The organism is Enterobacter sp. RHBSTW-01064 (assembly GCF_014103035.1).
Taxonomy (GTDB): Bacteria; Pseudomonadota; Gammaproteobacteria; order Enterobacterales; family Enterobacteriaceae; genus Enterobacter; species Enterobacter mori.
The window spans coordinates 211,066-217,347 of record NZ_JABXOU010000008.1 but is presented as its reverse complement, the minus strand read 5'-3'; the positions used below and the strand labels follow the sequence as shown (position 1 = coordinate 217,347).

General features: G+C 54.3%; 6 protein-coding genes. 1 reads left to right on the top strand and 5 read right to left on the bottom strand.

Annotation, left to right across the window (positions count from 1 at the left end; all coding sequences use genetic code 11):
* Positions 1-16: 16 nt before the first annotated feature.
* The gene (locus HV355_RS21245; RefSeq protein ID WP_097536293.1) at positions 17-178 is read right to left on the bottom strand and encodes a DUF1127 domain-containing protein; all 162 of its coding nucleotides are present in this window, start codon (positions 176-178) and stop codon (positions 17-19) included.
* A 176-nt stretch (positions 179-354) separates the two neighbouring features.
* On the opposite strand from HV355_RS21245, the gene HV355_RS21240 reads away from it, so the two are divergent.
* Positions 355-1,770, top strand: coding sequence for a PLP-dependent aminotransferase family protein (locus HV355_RS21240; RefSeq protein ID WP_089598044.1), 1,416 nt, complete (start codon positions 355-357; stop codon positions 1,768-1,770).
* Positions 1,771-1,864: 94 nt separating this feature from the next.
* On the opposite strand, the gene HV355_RS21235 is transcribed toward HV355_RS21240, so the two are convergent.
* The 4 genes from HV355_RS21235 to HV355_RS21220 are packed head-to-tail and all read right to left on the bottom strand — an operon-like array spanning position 1,865 to position 6,270.
* Complete coding sequence (locus tag HV355_RS21235) at positions 1,865-2,533, bottom strand: OmpA family protein (RefSeq protein WP_182403337.1); 669 nt, start codon at positions 2,531-2,533, stop codon at positions 1,865-1,867.
* 8 nt (positions 2,534-2,541) lie between these two features.
* Complete coding sequence (locus HV355_RS21230) at positions 2,542-4,080, bottom strand: hypothetical protein (RefSeq protein ID WP_182403335.1); 1,539 nt, start codon at positions 4,078-4,080, stop codon at positions 2,542-2,544.
* Positions 4,077-5,330 carry a hypothetical protein gene (locus tag HV355_RS21225; RefSeq protein WP_182403333.1) on the bottom strand — a complete coding sequence of 418 codons (1,254 nt, stop codon included), beginning with the start codon at positions 5,328-5,330 and terminating at the stop codon, positions 4,077-4,079. The genes HV355_RS21230 and HV355_RS21225 overlap by 4 nt, the downstream gene beginning before the upstream one ends.
* 10 nt (positions 5,331-5,340) lie before the next feature.
* Positions 5,341-6,270, bottom strand: coding sequence for an ATP-binding protein (locus HV355_RS21220; protein WP_182403331.1), 930 nt, complete (start codon positions 6,268-6,270; stop codon positions 5,341-5,343).
* Between the last annotated feature and the right edge of the window lie 12 nt (positions 6,271-6,282).

Here is a 6,282-nt window from a genome sequence, read left to right as displayed (position 1 = left end):
CCGGGCGATAAATGCCTCACACATCATACCGCGACAACCCAACGTCCTTAAGCTGCTCGTCGCTCATCTGGCTCAGAATGCGGCGGGTGCGGTTGATGCGATACCAGTTGCAGATCGTTTTGCCGATCCAGACAAACGCGATAAACGGACGTTTTGAACGATTCTCGTAGAATTCCATGATGCTCTCCTCACTGTACCAGTGGGGTTATCATCCTGGAAATCGGCCTGTGCAATACAGACTCAAAAACACCTTTTATTTAACATACAGATCCGCTAAAACAGTATCTGCATGCCATTTTTTACGGCAATCTGTACTGGTTTTACTAACTGTATGGTGAAAACAAAGGATACAGCATGACGCGCTATCAACATCTGGCCAACCTTCTGGCAGAACGTATTGAACAAGGGCTGTATCGCAGCGGCGAACGTCTGCCGTCGGTACGCACGCTGAGCCAGGAGCACGGCGTGAGTATCAGCACCATACAGCAGGCCTATCAGATCCTTGAAAATCTCCAGCTGATCACCCCTCAGCCGCGCTCCGGCTATTTTGTTTCGCAGCGTAAAGCCCAGCCGCCCGTCCCGGCCATGACGCGCCCGGTGCAGCGCCCCGTGGACGTCACCCAGTGGGATGAGGTGATGATGCTGCTGGACGCCCGCGCCGACAAAGAGATGATCTCCTTTGGCGGCGGCTCGCCGGATATTAACCAGCCGAGCCTGAAGCCCCTGTGGCGCGAGATGAGCCGCATCGCGCAGCATAATCCGGGTGAAATGCTGAGCTATGACGTGCTCGACGGCCGACTGGAGCTGCGCGAGCAGATCGCCCGCCTGATGCTGGACGGCGGCTCGACCGTGGCAGCGAACGAAATTGTCATCACCAACGGCTGCCACGGCGCGCTGTCGATCGCCCTGCTCTCGGTGTGCAAGCCGGGGGATATCGTGGCGGTAGAATCGCCGTCGTTTCACGGCACCATGCAGATGCTGCGCGGGTTTGACATCAAGGCGATTGAAATTCCTACCGATCCCGAGACCGGGATCAGCATCGAGGCGCTGGAACTGGCGCTGGAGCAGTGGCCGATCAAGGCGGTGATCCTGGTGCCCAACTGCAATAACCCGCTCGGGTTTATCATGCCGGAAGCGCGGAAAAAGCAGGTGTTAGCCCTGGCCCAGCGGCACGATATCGTGATCGTGGAGGATGACATTTACGGCGAGCTGGCGGCGGAGTACCCGCGCCCGCGCACCATTCATTCGATGGATATCGACGGCCGCGTGATCCTCTGCAGCTCGTTTACCAAAACCGTGGCGCCGGGCCTGCGCGTCGGCTGGATTGTGCCGGGGCGCTATTACGACCGGGTGATGCACATGAAATACGCCGCGGGCGGGTTTAACGTGCCGGGGACGCAGATGGCGGTGGCGGCGTTTATTCGCGACGGGCATTACCATCGCCACGTGCGCCGTATGCGTCAGATCTATCAGCAGAATATGGAAACCTACACCTGCTGGGTGCGGCAGTATTTTCCGGCCGAGATTTGCGTCACGCGCCCGCAGGGAAGCTTCCTGCTGTGGATTGAGCTGCCGGAAAAGGTCGACATGGTGTGCGTCAGCAAGCAGCTGTGTCGGCTGAAGATCCAGGCCGCGGCCGGGTCGCTGTTTTCCGCCTCCGGGAAGTACCGCAACTGTCTGCGGATCAACGTGGCGCTGCCGCCGACGGACAAAAATCGCGAGGCGTTGAAGAAGATGGGTGAAGCGATTGTGATTGCGATGGAGGAGTAGTGCAGCCTGATGCCCTCACCCCAGTCCTCTCCAACGGTTCAGTAAGCCCCTACAGCGGGCTGGTTTAGATGCCATTACTCAACCAGCCGCTGAGTTACAGAGCGCTGCCCTGCTCCTGACGTGACGGCGCGTGCGTCAGGAACTGCACCTCAACGCGGCGATTACGCTCATCGCTGGGTGAAATCCCTTTTAGCGGCTGAGAGTCGCCAAAACCGGCCACAATCACACGATGCGATTGCTGATCGTTGAGGTTCGCAATTAACAATTTACGTGCTTCACGGGCTCTGGCAGCCGAGAGCGTGTAGTTATCGTCATACACGGTACAGAACCTGGTGTAATCGACCACAGGGTTATTCACGCTGATGTTATCCGTGTGCCCCTCAACAAAAACCTGAGTGTTCGTCGAACCGCTCACGAACGCCTGAATCCGTGGTGCCAGACGAGCAAGTGCATCTCTTGCCTGATCGGTGATACAGGCACTACCGCGGGCGAAGATTTTATCGCGCAGCGTAATTTTTCCGCTGGCTATATCAAACCCCACCAGCGCAGCATCCCCCTGATCCGCCATCTCCTGCTGCATGCTGTGCATCATGGCATTCAGTTTCTGTTGAGCGGCTGCCTGGCCGCTGTTTTTCTCCTGCTCGCGTTTTACGTCAGCCACTTTGTTTTGCAGTACCGATAACACCAGCATCAGCATCACCACGGCCATGACCCCTGCCATTAGATCGGAAATAGAAATCCACTCATTCGGTTTATCTTTCATCGGCAATATCAGACCTCAACACGTTCGGCGACAAGCTGTTGAGCCGGGAGCAACTTATCGATGCGGGTGCACAATGCAGACACCTGAGTGGTGATCTGCTTAACGGTTTCCGGCAGTGTACCCAGCAGATCGAAGGCCTCGTTAAAGCGCGTGATGTAGTGCTCCATCTTACGGTTGCCTTCGGAAACGGCGGCCAGACCGAGAGCGATCTCCTTCGTGACGCGCTGAATATAGTTTGTCATAGAGGTGACTTGTTCATTCAGCGTCATGCTGGTTTCGGAGAATTCATTCATCGCCTGACGTTGAATTTTCGCCGCGGCTTCGGTTCTCTCTTTCACCGTGGTCATGGTTAAGTCGATCTGCGAAGACATGTTGTTAACCGACTCGCTGATCTGCGAAGTGGCGGATTCCAGCTGGTTGGCCATCTGCGTCATGTTGCCGCGGAAAGACGCATCCATGCTTGCGATAGCACCGTTTAAGGAGGTTTCTATCTGGCCCATTGTCGTACTGAGCTGATGAGTAGACTCCGCCAGCTTATCGCTCATCTGCTGCACGTTGCGAGTGAAGTCGGCATTCATCTCATTAACTACCTGCGTCAGCTCTTGCTTAATGCCGGTCATGACCTTACTAAGTTCGGCACCCAGCGCGGTAACCACCTTTTCCAGGCTCATCGCCGAGCCAGAGACTTGCTGCGAAGCATCACTCATAGTAGTCGCCGCCTGCTGCAGTGCCACCAGGTTCTCTTCACTTTTACGGGTGTAAGTTTCCAGCAGATTGCGCGACTGATTATTAATATCTGCGATCTCTTTTAACGCCGCCAGATGGTATTGATGACGCTGTGCTTCCTGCTCTTCACTGCGTTTTGCCTGCTGACTGAACTCCTCGCGCAACGCGACAGTTTGCTGCGCCATCGCCTCCACCAGACGCTCGGTAGCCGCGTCACGTCCAGCTTCACGCTGCTGCTGCCGGGAAGCGTTTTCCTCCGCCCGCTGGGCATATTCTTCGGTCAGGGAGTGCTGCAGTTTAGCCATACACCAGTTGAGACGGCGCTCTTCATAGCCGTTTTTCGACTCCCAGATTTTGAGGGCGATAAAGGCAATAATCCCCCAGGTTGAGGTTTTGAATTTCGTGCCCAGCCCCTGCATCATCTCCATCAGGTCGCGCATGGAGGAGTCCATTGCACCAATGCTGTTTCCCGCGTTATGCAAAATGCCGGAAGCTTTATCGAGCGCCAGCCCCAGCCCAAGAAAGGTTCCCAACAGACCAAGGATCAACAGCATACCCGGCATAATGGCGGCTATTTTCTCAGCTTTGGTCGCCAGTGATTGGCTCAGCTCAGCGGCCGATCCCATTTCTGCACTCACCCCCGGCTGAGCAGCCTGTAACCCACTTTTCTCCCAGGCCTGCTGCCAGCGCGCTTCCTGTGCATTGCGCCTGACGGAGAGCCAGGTGTAGATTACTGCCAACAGCATGGCGCCGAAAAAGCCCATCTGCAGCGCATCAAAGCCAGGGATCAAAAAGTGGCCAATTTCAGTCAGCAGATTCATGCAGCCACCTCGACGAGCAGACCCGCTTCAGTACGTTTCTGGCAATCGGCAGCAAAGATGTTGGCGAAATCGGTAATTAAGCTCTGTTCCTGCCGGGAAAGAGAAGACCAGGCGCGATCGTTTTGCGAGCAGTCGATCAGCAGTGCACCCACAGTCGCCCCCTGATCGAGCAGATACGCTTTTCCTTCCGCAATCAGTTGCTGTTCTTCTTTTTCCAGCATCTGCAGAAAGCCTTCCGCCGCGTTGACGTAGCTTTGGCGCGCCAGTAGATCGTCGCCTAATTGTTCCAGATCGGCCGTATCACGCGGCAAGGTGATTTTAAGATCGTTCAGCACGCCCACTTCAGCCGGTTCAAGCTCTTCGTATTTTTGCGCGCGCACCAAACGGTTATGCAGCAAACGATCTTTCGAAAGCGCGCTGTTTTTCTTCTCCCACTCTTCTTCCAGCAGCTGACGGCTTTTCTCCCATGCAATAATCATCTCTTCGAAGACAAACGGGATAATCGGCTTGCCGAATAGTCTCTGAGTGAGGCTATCCAGACGCAGAGTATCGGCATCGCTAAACTCTGCCTCCTGCTGGATCAGCGCATTCGCGGCATAAACCATAAAGTGCATATCCGCATCGACATCACTGATGGACTTCACGGCCTGCATACGGGTTTCATAGAAGGCGAGCAGCTTTTGCACTGCACGCAGGCGCAGGAAATACTCGAAGTCCTGCAGCGTATCTCGCTTCACGGCGATATCCACTTCTGCTTTTGCGATAAGATAGCTGTTCACCAGTGCGAAAGCCGACACAGCCTCTTTCTCCTCACCAGTCAATTCACCTTCCGCTTCAGCCATAGCCTGAGCATGATGGCGAGCCTCTTCAAGCTCCTGCTCTTCCATTTGTTTCTGGTGGGCGTTTTTACACCAGTTAATGACCCACTCCAGAGCTTTCTGCAGCTTTTTTACCAGCGGCTGTTTATCAAGTTTTTCCAGCCATGCAAGCGCGCGATCCAGCCCCGCCAGCGCGCTCTTTACCCATGGCAATGTGATAAAACCGCCTAGCATCTGAAGTATTTTGCGTCCCGTGCTGATATGCGGCTTAATGCGTTGCCACATCTGGTTGACTTTACCAACAAAACCTTCCGCTTTTTCTGCCATGAAACCGATCGCTTTTCCGGCCATTTCTTTTGCTTTGTTGACGACGGATGAAGCGACATCACGTACGTACGAGACTGCAGAGCAAATACGACTCCATAAACCCATGATTCAACCCTTAGCTCAAACCGAGCATTTTTTTTGCTGTGTTAATGTGTGGTGGAACGAAAGATGCCGCGTTCGATATCGCGCCGTAAGCATCACGAATTTGCGCAAGTGCACTTTCAAGATGCTTAAGCGTTAGTTTTTGTTCTGATTCCAGTACGGCTTTAGGTAGCGCCAGGCGCATGGCATTGCGAATATCTCGGCCAGAGAGCCCTTCGGAGAGAGACACGGCGCTTTCCAGCATCGTTTCCCGCGCATCGGCAAGCGGAATAGCGCGCACGAGCAATTTTTCCCAGATGCGAAAACGCTCCTGGCTGCCGGGTAACGTAAAACCAACATGGTGAGAGATACGGCTGAGGAATGCGCTGTCGTAGTTTTTGACGAAGTTGGTAGCAAAGATGACGATACCGGTATGCTTTTCCAGCTCAATCAGTAAGGTGGAACGCATCGCGTTTACTTCATTATCAATGCCCTGAGTAACAGATGAGAGACGTTTACCCAAAAGGGTGTCTGCTTCATCAAAGAACAACACGGCCTCTTCCCCCATGGCCTGACGGAAAAGAGCAGCGATATTTTTCGCGGTTTCCCCCATAAATTTGCTTTCGAGATCGGCAATACTGACAACCATAATCTTGCGCTTAAGCGAACCCGCCAGCGCCTCTGCCGTCAGGGTTTTGCCGGTTCCTGGTGGACCAAAAAAATTCAGCACGATCCCGTTCCCCATAGGGTCGACCGCTGCGAATCCCCACTCCACGTAAATTTTATGGAAGTGGTCAATTTTGGCTCTGGCTTCATCAAGCTGGGCAATGACCTGCGTCGTCAGCGCCACATCGTTTTCTAGCGTAAAACGGGGAATAACCGCTGATGCAAACGCCTTATTTTCTTCACCGGCTGCTTTCTCCAGGCCCTGCGTAAATTGCGGTCGAATTCGTCCCAAAGACATGTATTACCTCAT

What these genes read in the sequence shown, in the direction of transcription:
- HV355_RS21240 (WP_089598044.1), top strand. Translation starts at nt 355, where the DNA reads ATGACGCGCTATCAACATCTGGCCAACCTTCTGGCAGAACGTATTGAA.
- HV355_RS21230 (WP_182403335.1), bottom strand. Translation starts at nt 4,080, where the DNA reads ATGAATCTGCTGACTGAAATTGGCCACTTTTTGATCCCTGGCTTTGAT.
- HV355_RS21235 (WP_182403337.1), bottom strand. Translation starts at nt 2,533, where the DNA reads ATGAAAGATAAACCGAATGAGTGGATTTCTATTTCCGATCTAATGGCA.
- HV355_RS21225 (WP_182403333.1), bottom strand. Translation starts at nt 5,330, where the DNA reads ATGGGTTTATGGAGTCGTATTTGCTCTGCAGTCTCGTACGTACGTGAT.
- HV355_RS21245 (WP_097536293.1), bottom strand. Translation starts at nt 178, where the DNA reads ATGGAATTCTACGAGAATCGTTCAAAACGTCCGTTTATCGCGTTTGTC.
- HV355_RS21220 (WP_182403331.1), bottom strand. Translation starts at nt 6,270, where the DNA reads ATGTCTTTGGGACGAATTCGACCGCAATTTACGCAGGGCCTGGAGAAA.